Raw genomic sequence first — 12,969 nt, 5'->3', positions numbered from 1 at the left:
GGTTTGGCTTTCCTCACCTGGAGATCCGTCAGCACGAGTGCCCCCATCTCTCAAACCGGTGCCCCCAAAACTGTCCCGTACAGCATGGGCTTTGGGGGCATCCAAAGGGATCAAATGAGAGAACATGTTAGCCGAAAATCGGCTGAAAAGCAAGGTTTTCTGGGACTTTTTGAGCATCCTCAAAGGCGCTCGGTGGCGGAGACGGAGGGATTCGAACCCTCGGTACGGGTTACCCCGTACGGCGGTTTAGCAAACCGCTGGTTTCAGCCGCTCACCCACGTCTCCAGCCGAAGGCGCGGCTATAGCGAAGCCGTTCGCCGCGTTCAACTCATGTTGTGACGGCCATTGGCCTTTAACGTGTCGATGATGCGTTTCACGTCCTGTGCACGGTCGTTTGCGACGACGAGCACGGCGTCGCCCGTGGCGATGATGGTGATGTTCGAGACACCGATGGCGGCTACGAGCGGGCCTTCGCTGCGGATGAGGCAATCGGCTGTGTCCAGCACGAGGACATCGCCGCCCACGGCATTGCCGCTCTCATCACGCGGAAGCTGTTCGAGGAGCGCGTTGAAGGCGCCGATATCCGACCAGCCCATCTCCACGGGAACGACGGCGACGCGCTCGGCCTTCTCCATCACCGCATAGTCGATGCTGTCCGATGGGGAGGCGAGGAAGCTATCACGGTCGGGACGCAGCACTGCGCCTTCCGTGGTGGCGCCCGCCACCGATCGGCGCGCAGCCGCCTCGATGTCGGGTGCATGGCGGCGCAGCTCGGCAAGGAAGCTGCCTGCGCGAAGCAGGAAGATCCCGGCATTCCAGAAGAAGCGACCAGTTTCGAGATAGGCCTTCGCTGTTTCCAGCGGCGGCTTTTCGACGAAACGGGCAACGCGGTGCACGCCGTCTGCTATGGATTCGGCGGTTTCGATATAGCCGTAGCCGGTTTCCGGGCGATCGGGCGTGATACCAAAGGTGACGAGCCAACCCTCTTTCGCGAGGGGTTCGGCGCGTACAATCGCGGCGCGAAAGGCTTCGACATCCTTAATGATGTGGTCGGATGGCATGACAAGCATGAGCTCATCTTCCGGAAGCATGACCGCCGCAAGCGCCACTGCGGGTGCCGTGTTCCGACCTGCCGGCTCCAGAACGATGGCGCGCGGCGCGACGCCGATCTCTGCGAGCTGCGCTTCGATCTGCACAAGGTGCGCTTCTCCGGCGACGATAAGCGGCGCTCTGAAGCCTTTTTCGGCAGGCGCGCGCCGCGCGGCCGACTGGATCAGCGTTTCAGACCCAAGAAGCCGCAGCAGCTGCTTGGGGGTCGCATTACGCGACAGTGGCCACAGGCGGGTTCCTGCACCTCCGGAAAGGATAACGGGTGTGGTTTGCACTTTGTTCACCGCCTTGCTCTACCTGCACAGCCTTAGGTTCGGGTTAAGGCGCCTACAAGCGGCGCCGAACTCGGTCCGGCGCATCGGCGCCATAAATCCGTCGCTGGCGCATGCCTAGCAAGCTATTGTAAACTGTCGGCAAAGCAGGGGGATTGTTGAAGCCTATGAGCAGGGGTGGCCGCGTTTGATTCGACTTTTCAACCACTATCTTCCGCGTCCGTTGCTCATCCTCGGCCTTATCGAGATCGTGCTGATCTATGTTTCGGCGCAGGCCGCGTGGCTTTTTCGTACGCAGCAGATCGACATGGACCCGGGCAGTATTGCGGAGCGCGCGCCGCAATTCGCACTTTATGCGCTGACCGTGTACCTCGTGATGCTCGGCATCGGTGCCTATCAAATGGACTGTTTCCGGTCGCTGCGTATGGCGATGAGCCGGCTTGCAGTGGCCATGCTGGTAAGCATCACGGCCATTTCGGTGATCCTGTTCTTCTTCCCGGACGTCGATCTTTGGCGTTCGGTCGTCCTCTATGCCATCGCGCTCACGTTTGTCGTGATCTTCGCGTGGCGGGTCCTCATGTCGCGGATTGTGAAGTGGAAGAGCTTCCGTTTTCGTGTTCTCATCATCGGTGCAGGACAGCGTGGTGCGCGGCTCGCGCGCGCGGCGGAGGCGCCCGATTCGAATTTCACCGCCGCCGGTGTGGTTCGCCTCACCGATAGCGGAAATGCAATCGACAACGCCATGCCCATCGATTCGGTGCCGTCGCTTGTCGATCTGTGCGAGCAGCTCCGGATCGATGAGGTCGTGCTGGCGCTCGATGAGCGGCGCGGTGCCGCGCCGAGCGAAAAGCTGCTCGAGGTAAAGTTGGCTGGTTTTCCGGTCTCGGAGATCAGCAGCTTCCTAGAACGGCAAACGGGGCGCGTCGATCTGCGGTCTATCTCGCCCTCGTGGCTGATCTACTCAGACGGCTTTCTGGGCGCTGAGCCGCTTTCGATCATGCTGAAGCGGCTGTTTGATATCACGGCGAGCCTTATCTTGCTGGTGCTCGCCTCACCCATCCTCATCGTCGCTGCGCTCGCGGTGAAGCTGACCAGCCCGGGCGACATCTTTTACCGGCAGGAGCGGGTGGGGCAGTTCGGCAAGGCGTTCAACGTCGTGAAGTTCCGTTCGATGGTGGCGGACGCGGAGAAGGATGGGAAAGCGCAGTGGGCAAAGTCCGGCGATCCGCGTGTTACGCCGGTTGGCCGTATCCTGCGAGCGAGCCGAATTGACGAGATTCCTCAGATATACAATGTGCTTACCGGCGACATGAGCTTCGTGGGACCACGCCCGGAACGGCCGGTGTTCGTGGAGGAACTGGCCGCGGAAATCCCGTATTATCGGGAGCGGCATATCGTGAAACCGGGCATAACGGGGTGGGCACAGCTGAACTATCCCTACGGCGCGAGCGTGATGGATGCGCGCCACAAGCTTGAATACGACCTTTACTACATCAAGAACTACAGCCTGTTTCTCGACTTGCTTATCCTGATCCAGACCGTTCGCGTCGTCGTCTGGCAGGACGGGGTACGATAGCGCAGTGCCCGCCTACAGCGATGTCAGCACTTTCAGCCACAGTGTGGCAGCGATCGGCTATCTGCTGCTTGCCGGGCTGCTGATCTATCGCCGGCTGCAATCGCGCGCGGACGTGTGGCTGGTCGGTGCGTCAATGGCGATGGCGGTGTGGGCGGTGCTCGTCGTCCTCGTTCCCATCGTCGACCCAGACCATTTTGTGCTTGTCTCGATCGCGGAAACGCTGCGCTCGGCGGCTTGGGCGGTTTTCGCAGCGGTTCTCGTCATCAGCAATTGGCAGGATACGGCGCACAACCCCTCGCGGAATGTGCTTGCCGCGATTGCCGCTGTTGCGGCGCTGCAACTGGCGGGGGACATCTGGAGCCTCGTGCAGGGTGCCGCCGTTCCAGGTTGGCTGCAGTATTTCTATACGATGGGGCGGCTCGCCGTCGCTATCGGCGGGTTGGTGCTGACGCACAACGTCTATGTGAACTCCGCGCCCGCGAACCGCTGGAGCATCCGCCTGCTCTGCATCGCGCTTGCCGGCATCTTCGCCTACGACCTCAATCTCTACACGTTGTTCTTGCTCGACCCAGCGATGGGGCCGGACCTCGTCGAGGTCCGCGGCCTCGTGAACGCGTTCGTGGTGCCGCTCATCTATCTGTCCGCCGCGCGCAACCGCGGACTGAAACTGCAGGTTTCTCGGCAGGCGGCGTTCCATACGTTGTCGCTCGGCGCGATCGGCTTCTACCTGGTGCTGATGTCGCTCGCGGGTTACGGCCTGCGACTGGTGGGGGGAGACTGGGGGCGGCTGCTCCAGATCAGCTTCATCTTTGCGGCGGCGGTGCTCGCAGCCGTCATCCTTTTTTCGGGCCGTGCACGGGCATGGCTCCGCGTCCAGATCAACAAGCACTTCTTCGCCTACAAGTACGACTACCGGCAGGAATGGCTGCGTTTCGTGAACACGGTCTCGAGCTCGGGGCCGGGGCTTGGTGAGTTGCACCTGCGCGTCGTTCAGGCCGCTTGCGAGCCCGTGGATTCGCCGGGTGGTGCGTTGTTCATCGCGGCGGAAGACGACAGCTTCGTACACCTTGCCCGCTGGAACTATCGGACCCTTCGGCCGGGACGGATCGAAGGCGCCGCCCGCCTCAAGGCGCATTTTGAAGCGAGCGGCCGTGTCCTTGATATCGAGGAGCACCGGGGCGGGCGAGAGAGTGCTGCGCTGAAGCTACCGCAATGGTTGGTCGAAGACCCGCAGGCATGGCTGATGGTGCCGCTCATTCATATCGACGAGGCGATCGGATTCATCCTCATTGAACGGCCGCTCACCCAGCGCGAGCTCAACTGGGAGGATTTCGACATCCTCCGTACCGTGGGGCGGCAGGCGGCCAGTTATGTCGCCGAGGCCGCAGCGCTCGCCAAAATCGCGGAATCGCGCAAGTTCGACGAGTTCAACCGCCGCTTCGCTTTCATCATGCACGATCTCAAGAACCTCGTGAGCCAACTGAGCCTCGTCGCGCGCAACGCCGAGCGCCATGCTGAAAACCCCGAGTTCCGGGCGGACATGATTGCGACGCTGCAAAGCTCGGTCGCCAAGATGAACGACCTGCTGGCGCGGCTTTCGCAGCAAAGTGTGCAGGCTGGTCCTTCCGTGGGCACGTTCGATGTCTGCTCTGCGGTGGAGGCCGTCGCGAATACGGCACGGCGCTCGTGGTCCAGCGTGACCTTCGACCGCTGCGGGCAGGATGTCATGGTGAACGGCGCTACGGAGCGTTTCGAGCAGGTGCTGACCCATCTCGTTCAGAACGCTGTCGATGCAAGCGAGCCGGGAAGCCCGGTGACGATCGCGGTGGAGCCAGGCGACCCAGTGCGCGTGAGCGTGCGCGATCGTGGCCGAGGGATGAGCGCGGACTTCATTCGCGACGAACTCTTCGCGCCCTTCAAGTCGACCAAATCCGGGGGCTTTGGTATAGGCGCGTACGAGGCGCGGGAAATGACACGGGACATGGGCGGCAAACTCCTGGTTGAAAGCGAGCCGGGCGTGGGGAGCTGCTTTACGATCGAGTTGCCGGCGGCTGCGACGCCGCTGGCGAACAGGCGAGAAGGCTGAATGGCGAACAAAACGGCACCGAAACTACTGGTCGTTGAGGACGACGAAGGGCTGCAGCGTCAGCTCAAGTGGTCTTACGAGGACTATGAAGTGATCTGTGCGGGCGATCGCCGCGCCGCTATCGAGCTACTGCGCGCCCACGAACCGGCGGTGGTTACGCTCGATCTCGGCCTGCCGCCGGACCCGGACGGCACCAGTGAAGGCTTCGCGACGCTTCAAGAAATCCTGGCTCTCAAACCCGACACAAAGGTGATCGTTGCCTCCGGCCATGGCGCCCGCGAAAGCGCGCTGCGGGCGATCGCGCTCGGTGCCTACGATTTCTATCAGAAGCCCGTGGATATCGATCAGCTTGGTCTGATCGTGCAGAGGGCGTTCCACCTCCATGAGATAGAGGCGGAAAACCGTAAGCTCGCCGAAAGCAACGGTCACGAGGCGCTTGGCGGCCTTATCACCAGTTCGGACAGTATGCTCCGCGTCTGCCGCATGATCGAGCGTGTCGCCAACACAGATGTTTCCGTCATGCTGCTCGGCGCGAGCGGTACCGGCAAGGAAGTGCTGGCGCGCGGGCTGCATGACAGCTCTGGGCGCAAAGGCGCGCCATTCGTTGCGATCAACTGCGCGGCGATTCCTGAAAACCTCCTGGAAGCCGAACTCTTCGGTTACGAGAAGGGCGCGTTCACGGGTGCTGTGAAGACAACCGAGGGCAAGATCGAACTTGCTGAGGGCGGCACGCTGTTTCTCGACGAAGTGGGTGACATTCCCCTGCCGCTGCAGGTGAAGCTGCTCCGATTCCTGCAGGAACGCGTCATTGAGCGCATCGGCGGTCGCAAGACGATCCCCGTCGACGTTCGCATCGTCTGCGCGACGCACCAGAACCTCGAGGCGATGATCGCCGAGGGCGCCTTCCGCGAAGACCTCTGGTACCGGCTTGCCGAGGTCGTCATCAAGATTCCGCCGCTGGCCGAGAGGCAGGGCGATGCCGTGCTGCTTTCGCACCACTTCCTGCGCAAGTATGCCCGCGACATGAAGCGCCCGGTGAAGGGCTTCAATGCGGACGCGCTGGCCGCGATCGAGGCCTGGAAGTGGCCGGGGAACGTGCGCGAGCTTGAAAATCGCATGAAACGGGCCGTGATCATGGCGGACGGAAGTCGGCTTTCGGCAGCCGATCTCGATCTCGCCGAAGTCGAGGACGACGATTTCCTGAACCTCCGGTCGGCGCGCGAGCGGGCTGATCGGAACGCCATTCGCATGGCACTGGCGCGTACCGAGTCCAACGTTTCGAACGCAGCCAAGCTGCTCGGTGTGAGCCGGCCGACGCTGTATGATCTTCTAAAGCAATATAATATTGAGACCTGACGTTCATAATGCCGTGGATCACACAAAAAAGGTCGCACGCGGCCACGGCAAGTCGAACCGTCCTACTGAGGATAAAATGATGTTGAACAAGACCTTCTTAAAGCTCGCGGCGGCGACCCTTGCGCTTACGGTTCCCATCGGCATTGCGGCCTCGCCCGCGCACGCAGACGCGCGCAGCGAATCGAATGATGCTTATGTCCAGGGCTTCCGTCTCTTTCAGGCCGGCGACTACCGCGGTGCACGCATCCAGCTGATGAAGGCGCTGAAGGCGAACCCCAACAACGGGCTCGCACGGCTGCTTCAGGCGCGTGTCGCGCTGGAGTTCGGCTCCGGTATTCAGGCGCAGACGGAGCTGGAGCGCGCCATGCAGGCGGGCATCCCGTCGGCGAAGGTCCGCCACCTGCGCGCGCACGCGCTGGTGATGCAGCGCAAGTACGGCGAGGCGATGGATCTGCTTGACGCACGGACGATCGAGCCGCAGTTCGCCGCCTACGCGGCGCGGCTGCGCGGACAGATCCTAACGCAGCAGCGCAATCTTCCCGAAGCGCGCGCCGAGTTCGAGCGCGCCCTCCGGATTGCGCCGAAAGACCCGGACACGCTGGTCGATGCCGCGCGCTTCTATGCGTCCGACGGCAAGCTGAAGGAAGCCTCCGCGCTTGCCGATCAGGTGCTTGCCGCGAAACCCACGAACGTGAAGGGCCTGATGCTGAAAGGCGACCTCGTGCGCCGTTCGCAGGGCCTCGAACCGTCGCTCACCTATTTCAACCGTGCGCTCGAGGTTGATCCGAACAACATTGAGGCACTGCTCGAGCGCGCCGCCACGCTCGGCGACCTCAAGCGCGAGGATCAGGCGCGCGCTGATCTCAAGCGTATCAACGGACTCGTACCGGATCACCCGCTCGCGCTCTATCTGGAGGCTGTCCTCGAGACCCGCGCCGGCCAGTATGAGAAGGCGCGCCAGCTGATGACGCGCACCAAGGGCCTGCTCTCGAATTATGTGCCTGCGCTGATGCTGCAAGGGATGCTCGCCTATCAGGCGAACGACGTGGCGCAGGCGACCGATTTCTTCGGCAAGGTGGTTGGGTCTTCGCCGCAGAGCGTGCTTGCCCGCAAGCTTTATGCGGCCTCGCAGCTGAAGGGCAATGATACACGCGGCGCCATCGAGACGCTGAAGCCGATCATCGATTCGGGGAGCGCCGATGGGCGTACCTACGCGCTCTACGGCGCGGCCTTCGCGCGCGAAGGCAATATGGCCGAAGCGCAGCAGTACCTGCAAAAGGCTGTCACAGAAGCGCCGAAAGCAGGCGAGCTGAAAACCCAGCTGGCCATGACGCAGCTTCTGCAGGGTAACGCCGAGTCAGCTGAAGAAGGGCTGATGGACGTCCTGAAGGACGACAGCAAGTCGCTGCAGGCGCTGATGGTGCTGACGCTGATCCAGATTCGCGACCGCGAGTTTGACAAGGCGCTCGTGACCAGCAACCGGATCATCACGCTCTATCCGAACCTGCCGGTGGGCTACAACATCCGCGGCGGCGCGGAGCTTGGCCTTGGACAGACGAAGAAGGCCGAAGCAAGCTTCCGCACGGCGCTGGAGAAGAAGTCCGACTACACCGAAGCGCGGCGTAACCTCGCGCAGGTGCTGATCGCGACGAACCGCATCCCCGAGGGCGAGCGCGAACTGAAGCAGCTGCTCGAATACAACAAGCGCGATGGCCGCGCGCTGACGCTGCTTGCCGTAACGGCGGCGCGGCGCGGTGATGCGACCGCGCGCGTCGAATGGCTGCGTCAGGCGGCCGCGGTCGATGCCAAGCAGCTCGGTCCGCGTGTGCAGCTTGCCGACGCTTACCTCGATACGAACCAGAACAAGCGCGCGCTCGACGAGGTGGCTTCGATCCTGCGCGACTTCCCCGAACAGCCGCAGGCGCTGCTTGCGGCGGCCCGCGTCTATGAAGCGGCGGGTCAGAAGAACCAGGTCGAGTCGGTGCTGAACCGCCTCGTGAACGCGCAACCGGACAGCCCGCAGCCGCGCGTGATGCTGGCGCGTGCTCAGGAGGCCAACAAGAAGGTCGCAGCAGCGCGCGCGACCTACCAGCGCATCCTGACGATGCCGCGCGTCGATCCGACGCCGGTGTACTCCGAGCTTGTATTCCTGGAAGCGCGGCAGAAGGACTGGAACGCCGCGAAGCAGTGGGCAGAGCGTCTTCGCAAGCAGGCGCCCAAGGAGAACTACGCCGACCTCGCGCTCGGCCGCGCATACCTGGGGCAGAACCAGGCTGCGGCTGCGATCCCGTACCTGGAGGCCGCGCGGAAGACCAAGTTTAACCTCGCGACGGCGCGCGCGCTTTCGCAGGCCTATGTGCAGACGGGCAAGCCTTCGCAGGCCGTCACCATGATGCAGGCCTACCAGAAGGCGAACCCGCGCGATCCGATCGCGCTGGCCGCGATCGCCGAGCTGCAGATGAACCAGCGGCAGTACAAGGCGGCGATCGCGAACTACGAGGCGCTGCGGAAACTGCCGAACGCCGAGAAGAGCGTGACCGTGCTCAACAACCTCGCGTGGGCCTATTCGATGGTGGGCGACAAGCGGGCGCTCGCAACAGGGAAGCAGGCCTATGCGGTGGGGCCGAATGTGCCGGCGGTGCAGGACACGTATGGCTGGCTGCTGATCCGCAACAAGGGCGACCGGAAGCTCGCGCTCAGCCTGCTGCAGAAGGCGGCGGCGGGATCGCCGAATGACCCGGACGTGCGGTTCCACCTCGCGGTCGCCTATGCGATGAACGGGCAGCGCGGCAAGGCGGTGGAGGCGCTGGAAACCGCGCTGAAGGCGCCGAAGTTCGACAGCCGCCCGGCGGCGCAGAAGCTGCTGACGAGCCTGCAGGGCAGCTAGGCAGAAACCGGCGGGCAAGGCTTGCCTTTGCCCGCCAAGGCCCTTAAGTGCGGGCCACGGTCGGAGCGTAGCGCAGCCTGGTAGCGCATCACACTGGGGGTGTGGGGGTCGCAGGTTCGAATCCTGTCGCTCCGACCAGATTTTCCTGAAGTAGACAAAGTTACCCGTCGCGCACCGGTTTCGCGATAGGATTTGACAAATAGGAACCAGATGGGTTCGTTCTGCCCCTCACGGCAGGAGAGCCCCATCATGGCGTCCATCGACGATCTCATCGAAATGCTGCTGCGCCGCGAAGGCGGCTTTGTCGACCACCCGGACGACCGCGGCGGCCCCACCAACTTCGGCATCACGGAAGGCACGGCGCGCGCGGCGGGCTACGGCGGCGCCATGCGCGACCTGCCGCGCGCCGCGGCGGCAGATATCTACCGGAAACGCTATTGGCACGACACCGGCTTCGACCGCGTGAACGCGCTCGCCCGGCGCATCGCGGCGGAGCTTTTCGATACCGGCGTCAACATGGGGCCCGCCGTGGCGGTGGGCTTCCTCCAGCGCGCGCTCAATGCACTCAACCGCCGCGAACGCGACTGGCCGGACATCCCGCAAAGCCGCCGCATCGACACCGCGACGCTCGCCGCGCTGAAAGCGATCATCCAGACGCGCGGCAAGGCGGGCGAAACCGTGCTGCTGCGCGCGCTCGAAGCGCTGCAGGGCGCCCGCTATATCGAACTCGCCGAGGCGCGCCCCGCGAACGAAAGCTTCACCTTCGGCTGGCTCGCCGGCCGCATCGGCGATTTCCACGCCTGAACCCGCACGAAAGGAAGACCCCCCATGTCGCTCGTGGAAGGCATCATCGCGCCCGTCGCCAAGCTCCTCGACCGCATCATCCCCGACAAGGAGGCGCGCGAACGCGCCAAGCTGGAGCTGATCCAGCTGGAAGGCAGCCACGAACTGAAGCTGATCGAAACGCGCATGGCCGCGATCGTCGCGGAGGCGAACGCGGCGGACCCGTGGACGAGCCGCGCGCGCCCGAGCTTCCTCTACGTGATGTACGTGCTGCTGCTCTGGTCCATCCCCATGGGCCTCATCGCCGCCGCCGACCCCGTGACGGCACAGGCGATCGGCGCGGGGATGGGCGCCTACCTGGAGGCAATCCCCGAGCCGCTCTACATGCTCTTCGGGACTGGCTACCTTGGGTATACGGCGGCGCGGAGCTGGGGGAAGGCGAAGGGGGCGGATCGGTAGACTTGAAATTCGACGTGTTCGTCATGTATGCCATATATAGCTTTTGAGCTATGGACAAATTATAGCCTGAGAGGTATATGACTGCATGGCGTGGATGGTCGCCAACCATGATGACTTCGACGCCGAGTTCGATGCTCTGCCGGAAGCCGTGCAGGACGCTCTGCTCGCGGTCGCGTTAGTGCTTGCCGACATGGGGCCCGTGCTCGGGCGGCCGCATGTCGATACGCTGGAAGGATCGCGGTATCCCAATATGAAGGAGCTGCGGTTCGACGCTGATGACGGGGTTTGGCGGGTGGCGTTCGCCTTCGATCCGGCCCGGAAGGCCATCCTGCTGGTGGCGGGTGACAAGAGCGGGGTTGCGCAGAGGCGGTTTTACAAGACGCTGATTGCAAAGGCGGACACGCGTTTTGCAAACCACCTCGAAAAACTGAAAGGAAAGTAGGATGGGACGCACACTCGATAACGTGATGGCCGGCCTGCCGAAGAAGCGCCAAGAGAGCATCAAGGCCCGCGCTGCGGAACTCCGCAACGAGGTCGAAGGGCTCAAGGCCCTGCGCAAGCTCGCTGAACGCAGCCAGGAGCAGATCGCCCAGAGCCTGGGGATCAAGCAGCCGTCAGTGGTCAAGATCGAGCGCCAGACCGACCTCTACCTCTCGACGCTACGCCGGTTTGTCGAGGCCGCGGGCGGTACGCTGGAACTGCGCGTCGAATTGCCTGGCACCGGGGCGTTCACGTTGACCGGTGTGGGGGAGATCAACACCGCTAAGAATGCCATTTGACCAATTTTGCTTCGGAGTAAATCTCGGCCTTGATGTCGCCTTTCAAACGCCTGCTCAGGAGAATTCCGCCGTTACGCTGGTGCGCCTACAAATTTGCACTTCAGCTCCGTCAAAAGCAATTAGACGCATCTTGGGCTCATGCCCAATCCGTCCTAACGACCTTGGGTAACATCTCTATTTCTTGGGCTACCATTGAACTTATGCTGTCCCATCTCGTCATCTGGCATCACGTCAAAAATGGCGTGGTCCCTGACGAGGGGTTGCCCCGAATGTTGGCGAAGCAGTTGAATTACGTAAAGAAATCCATTGAAAAGGATACATCTATAGGGGACGTGACGAGAACGAAGCTCGCAGATATTCGGACAAGGATATTTGAGCTGAACGATTTTCGGATAAGCGTGATCCATGGCGTCGTTCATCAGCGCAACAAACGCACAACTGATTGGCATACCCATTCGATCAAAATCGACGGTCTAGGGTGGAGGGTCATTCGCAACGACTATTCAAACGGGTTTATCCAAAAGAAAAGCCGCGAGATAAGCGATCTTGCCAATGAGATGTCGCCCTTCATAGCTTCGATCATTGGTATGCCGCATCCGGGCAATTCGGCTTAGAGACGTGACCTCCCGCCCTACCTACGCCAATATGCCCCGAAACATCGGGAGAGCTTCATGCGTACCATCTTCACCGCCGCGCTGCTGATTGCGGCGCTTCCGGCTTCGGCCGAGACGCTCATTGTGGGGAACAAGGGCGAGGATACGGTGAGTTTCATCGATCTTGCCACCGGCAAGGAGCAGGCGCGCGTGGCGAGCGGGGCCAATCCGCATGAGGTGGCGCTGTCGCCGGACGGGGCGCGGGCGGCGGTGGTGAATTATGGCGGCGCGGCGATCGACGTTTACGGGGTGGCGGACGGCAAGCGGATCGCGACGTGGGACATCGGGCCGAATTCGCGGCCGCATGGGCTGCTCTGGCTCGCCGATGGGCGCCTGTTGGCGACCGCGGAGGCTTCGAAGACGCTGGTGGTGATCGATGGCGCGGACGGCCGCGTGCTGAAATCGATCCCGACGGAGGCGGAAGGATCGCACATGGTGGCGGTGCACCCGACGCGGCCGCGCGCCTACACGGCGAACATGAAGAGCGGCAGCGCGAGCGTGATCGATTTGGATAGCGGGCGCACAGTCGGGCATCTGCCTGCCGGGCGCGAGGCGGAGGGCATCGCGATCACGCCGGACGGCAAGCAGGTGTGGATCTCCAGCCGCGCCTCGAACGAGGTGCATGTTTACGACACGGCGACCGATAAGCTGGTGCGGCGCATCGAGACGGGGCCGTTCCCGCTGCGCATCGCGATCAGCCCGGACGGGAAGCATGCCGTGACCTCTGAACTGCAGGCGGGTGCGCTCGGTGTTTATAGCGTGGCGACGGGCAAGCACGAACGCACGATCCCGGTGAGCGGCAAGGCCGAGGCGATGCAGGTGACGATCCTGTTCCGGCCGGACGGCAAGCGGCTGTTCGTCGCGGAGACGGGGACGAACACGGTCGCGGAGGTCGAATGGCCGAGCGGCAAGGTGCTGCGGCGGCTGCCGGTGGGCGAAGATGGGGACGGGCTGGGGTGGTCTCCGGTCGGCGCTAAGTAGCGCGGACTTCCCTCACCAACGTCGTTG

The 12,969-nt window shown here is 63.0% G+C and carries 11 protein-coding genes and 2 tRNA genes; 11 read left to right on the top strand and 2 right to left on the bottom strand.

Translation table 11 applies throughout. From position 1 onward, the window contains the following. Window positions 1–193 precede the first annotated feature (193 nt). Together AAC014_RS16775 and AAC014_RS16770 are read right to left on the bottom strand one after the other, a co-directional pair. Window positions 194–285, bottom strand: a tRNA-Ser gene (locus AAC014_RS16775). Between the two features lie 38 nt (window positions 286–323). Next, window positions 324–1,385 carry a mannose-1-phosphate guanylyltransferase/mannose-6-phosphate isomerase gene (locus AAC014_RS16770; RefSeq protein WP_339710809.1) on the bottom strand — a complete coding sequence of 354 codons (1,062 nt, stop codon included), beginning with the start codon at window positions 1,383–1,385 and terminating at the stop codon, window positions 324–326. A 184-nt stretch (window positions 1,386–1,569) separates the two neighbouring features. Here AAC014_RS16770 and AAC014_RS16765 point away from each other — a divergent pair, with 184 nt between their 5' ends. The 11 genes from AAC014_RS16765 to AAC014_RS16715 all read left to right on the top strand — a co-directional run bounded on the left by AAC014_RS16765 (window position 1,570) and on the right by AAC014_RS16715 (window position 12,942). Next, window positions 1,570–2,958, top strand: a complete 1,389-nt coding sequence (locus AAC014_RS16765; protein ID WP_339710807.1) for a TIGR03013 family XrtA/PEP-CTERM system glycosyltransferase — start codon at window positions 1,570–1,572, stop codon at window positions 2,956–2,958. A 4-nt stretch (window positions 2,959–2,962) separates the two neighbouring features. After that, window positions 2,963–5,044 carry an XrtA/PEP-CTERM system histidine kinase PrsK gene (gene prsK, locus AAC014_RS16760; protein WP_339710804.1) on the top strand — a complete coding sequence of 694 codons (2,082 nt, stop codon included), beginning with the start codon at window positions 2,963–2,965 and terminating at the stop codon, window positions 5,042–5,044. Continuing rightward, on the top strand, window positions 5,045–6,400 hold the full coding sequence (gene prsR / locus AAC014_RS16755) for a PEP-CTERM-box response regulator transcription factor (RefSeq protein ID WP_339710801.1): 1,356 nt from the start codon (window positions 5,045–5,047) through the stop codon (window positions 6,398–6,400). 79 nt (window positions 6,401–6,479) lie between these two features. Further along, window positions 6,480–9,287: an XrtA/PEP-CTERM system TPR-repeat protein PrsT gene (prsT, locus tag AAC014_RS16750; RefSeq protein WP_339710798.1), complete on the top strand. Its 2,808-nt coding sequence runs from the start codon at window positions 6,480–6,482 to the stop codon at window positions 9,285–9,287. A 61-nt stretch (window positions 9,288–9,348) separates the two neighbouring features. Next, a tRNA-Pro gene (locus AAC014_RS16745) sits at window positions 9,349–9,425 on the top strand. Window positions 9,426–9,536: 111 nt separating this feature from the next. Continuing rightward, on the top strand, window positions 9,537–10,091 hold the full coding sequence (locus AAC014_RS16740; RefSeq protein ID WP_339710795.1) for a glycosyl hydrolase 108 family protein: 555 nt from the start codon (window positions 9,537–9,539) through the stop codon (window positions 10,089–10,091). Window positions 10,092–10,115: 24 nt separating this feature from the next. Continuing rightward, complete coding sequence (locus tag AAC014_RS16735; RefSeq protein ID WP_339710792.1) at window positions 10,116–10,529, top strand: holin family protein; 414 nt, start codon at window positions 10,116–10,118, stop codon at window positions 10,527–10,529. An 85-nt stretch (window positions 10,530–10,614) separates the two neighbouring features. After that, entirely contained in the window at window positions 10,615–10,971 is a 357-nt protein-coding gene (locus AAC014_RS16730) for a type II toxin-antitoxin system RelE/ParE family toxin (RefSeq protein ID WP_339710789.1), read from the top strand. Window position 10,972: 1 nt separating this feature from the next. After that, window positions 10,973–11,308, top strand: a complete 336-nt coding sequence (locus tag AAC014_RS16725) for an XRE family transcriptional regulator (protein ID WP_339710786.1) — start codon at window positions 10,973–10,975, stop codon at window positions 11,306–11,308. 29 nt (window positions 11,309–11,337) lie between these two features. Continuing rightward, window positions 11,338–11,922 carry a hypothetical protein gene (locus AAC014_RS16720; RefSeq protein ID WP_339710783.1) on the top strand — a complete coding sequence of 195 codons (585 nt, stop codon included), beginning with the start codon at window positions 11,338–11,340 and terminating at the stop codon, window positions 11,920–11,922. Window positions 11,923–11,979: 57 nt separating this feature from the next. Further along, on the top strand, window positions 11,980–12,942 hold the full coding sequence (locus AAC014_RS16715) for a beta-propeller fold lactonase family protein (protein ID WP_339710780.1): 963 nt from the start codon (window positions 11,980–11,982) through the stop codon (window positions 12,940–12,942). Window positions 12,943–12,969 lie beyond the last annotated feature (27 nt).

The organism is uncultured Sphingosinicella sp. (genome assembly GCF_963974575.1).
Lineage (GTDB): Bacteria > Pseudomonadota > Alphaproteobacteria > Sphingomonadales > Sphingomonadaceae > Sphingosinicella.
The sequence above is the reverse complement of the archived record's forward strand: the minus strand, read 5'-3'. Positions and strand labels throughout refer to the sequence as shown.

Coding starts and splice junctions, on each gene's coding strand:
- prsR (WP_339710801.1), top strand. CDS start 5,045: ATGGCGAACAAAACGGCACCGAAACTACTGGTCGTTGAGGACGACGAA.
- prsT (WP_339710798.1), top strand. CDS start 6,480: ATGTTGAACAAGACCTTCTTAAAGCTCGCGGCGGCGACCCTTGCGCTT.
- AAC014_RS16740 (WP_339710795.1), top strand. CDS start 9,537: ATGGCGTCCATCGACGATCTCATCGAAATGCTGCTGCGCCGCGAAGGC.
- AAC014_RS16735 (WP_339710792.1), top strand. CDS start 10,116: ATGTCGCTCGTGGAAGGCATCATCGCGCCCGTCGCCAAGCTCCTCGAC.
- AAC014_RS16730 (WP_339710789.1), top strand. CDS start 10,615: ATGGCGTGGATGGTCGCCAACCATGATGACTTCGACGCCGAGTTCGAT.
- AAC014_RS16725 (WP_339710786.1), top strand. CDS start 10,973: ATGGGACGCACACTCGATAACGTGATGGCCGGCCTGCCGAAGAAGCGC.
- AAC014_RS16715 (WP_339710780.1), top strand. CDS start 11,980: ATGCGTACCATCTTCACCGCCGCGCTGCTGATTGCGGCGCTTCCGGCT.